General features: G+C 59.5%; 3 protein-coding genes and 1 pseudogene. All 4 read right to left on the reverse strand.

The features are described 5' to 3' along the window. Nucleotides 1-253, reverse strand: a pseudogene (locus tag QJ48_RS35045) (stage III sporulation protein AE); the annotation flags it as partial. 63 nt (nt 254-316) lie between these two features. Continuing rightward, nucleotides 317-706 carry a stage III sporulation protein AD gene (gene spoIIIAD / locus QJ48_RS35050; RefSeq protein ID WP_010499064.1) on the reverse strand — a complete coding sequence of 130 codons (390 nt, stop codon included), beginning with the start codon at nt 704-706 and terminating at the stop codon, nt 317-319. Nucleotides 707-721: 15 nt separating this feature from the next. After that, nucleotides 722-925 (reverse strand): stage III sporulation protein AC, encoded by a 204-nt coding sequence (gene spoIIIAC, locus QJ48_RS35055; RefSeq protein ID WP_010499062.1) that lies wholly within the window; start codon nt 923-925, stop codon nt 722-724. Between the two features lie 34 nt (nt 926-959). Next, entirely contained in the window at nt 960-1,478 is a 519-nt protein-coding gene (gene spoIIIAB, locus QJ48_RS35060; protein WP_054977833.1) for a stage III sporulation protein SpoIIIAB, read from the reverse strand. Nucleotides 1,479-1,642 lie beyond the last annotated feature (164 nt).

Below are 1,642 nucleotides of genomic sequence, written 5' to 3' on the forward strand. Positions count from 1 at the left end.
CCCGGCTGTCCGGAAAATACCCGCCGTACTGTCGGGTCAGCCGGCTCCAGAATTGCTCGACCTGATCGAGCGGCAGCCGCTGCGCCTGCTCCCGGATCAGCTCTTCCGCCGGTACGGCGGCATAAGCGGTGCCGCAGCCGCCTGCGCCCCCGTCCAGCATGAGAGCCGTAAGGAACGCCACACCTAGCAGCAGTCCGAGCCGGAGCGCGCCGCAGGCAGCCAGTCTCCCGCACGAATGTCGTAACCCTTGCATCCAGCGCCGCCTCATCGCTTCGCCTCCACCCGCTTTTTCATGCCGAGCTGCCCATCTCCGGAGCTACGCGGGAAGCAGCTTGACGACCGTTTCGATGATGGCCGAGACGATCGGAATCGCCATCACCATAATGAGTACTTTGCCGGACAGCTCGATTTTGGAGGCGATCGCTTCCTGGCCGGCGTCCCGCACGATTTGGGCGCCAAATTCGGCAATGTAGGCAATGCCGATAATTTTCAGAATTGTTTTCAGAAAAATCAGGTTGATGTTCGCCTTGTTTGCCAGTTCCTCCAGCACGCCGATCACAGCGGTTATTTTACCGATCAGGAAGAGAAAGATCGTAATGCCGGTGAAGGCTGTCAGCAGGAAGGCGAACATCGGCTTTTGCTCCTTGATTATCAGCACCAGCACGGTCGTCACCAACCCGAGCCCTACGATTTGAATGATCTCCACGGGCTTCACCTGCTTTTATTGGAAGAGAAAAATTGTCTTGATCTCTTTAAACAAACTGTCCAGCAGCCGGACCACCATAAACAGCACAACGACGAAGCCGATCACGGTGACCCAATGCGCCATATCTTCTTTGCCCATCTGCTTCAGTACGGTATGAATCATTGCGATAATGATGCCGATGCCGGCGATCTGGAATATCGCGTTTACGTCCACGTTCATTGGCGGCACCTCACCCTTAAGCCTGGCTCTGCTTCTAATACATTAAAATGACGACTAACGCGCCCATCAGCAGGCCGAGGCTTTTCCACATCCGCTCGTACCGCTCCCGCTCGTCCCGCGCAATGTCCGCTTCCCCTTGCAGGCAGCTGACAGCGAGCCTCAGGTGCTTGACCTGGTCATCGCGGTCCGTTAGCCCCAGCGTAGAGCCAAGCTGCAGCAAAATGTCCCGCTCCGACGCTTTCATCGACGTCGTTTTCCATCCCCGGCTCACCGCCTGCTCCCAGGCGGCCTGTACGGAACGGCCGCCGGGCTTGCCGAGTTCCTCCGCTGCGCCCGCAAACAAAGCGCCTGCCGGAGAATCATCCGCTCTTGCGGCGCGCCGGAGCGCGTCCGGCAGCGGCGTGAAGCCGTAGACGATCTCCGTTTCCAGCCGCTGCAGCATGCGGATCAGATCGGCGATTTGCCTGGGACGGCGCGACAATTGGGAAGCTTGGTAAAAGCCGAACAGCGTGCCTGCCAGCAAAATCAGCATGGCGCCGAGCAGCTTCAGCATGCAGGGTCCTCGTCCTCTTCGCCGGTTCGTTTCATCAGCTCAGCCCCCCTCTCCAAGCCAGCCTGTCGTCCAGCCGTTTGCCCTGCTTGTCGTAGACGGCCGTTTCCGGGCTTGCTCCCGGCGGCCTGGCCAGCACCACGAAGCGGTCGAACACGCCGTCTTCG

This window comes from Paenibacillus sp. A3, from assembly GCF_001399685.1.
Classification (GTDB): Bacteria; Bacillota; Bacilli; order Paenibacillales; family NBRC-103111; genus Paenibacillus_G.

Excerpts from the sequence above, each read along its gene's own strand:
- spoIIIAC (WP_010499062.1), bottom strand. The coding sequence starts at position 925 with ATGAACGTGGACGTAAACGCGATATTCCAGATCGCCGGCATCGGCATC.
- spoIIIAB (WP_054977833.1), bottom strand. The coding sequence starts at position 1,478 with ATGCTGAAGCTGCTCGGCGCCATGCTGATTTTGCTGGCAGGCACGCTG.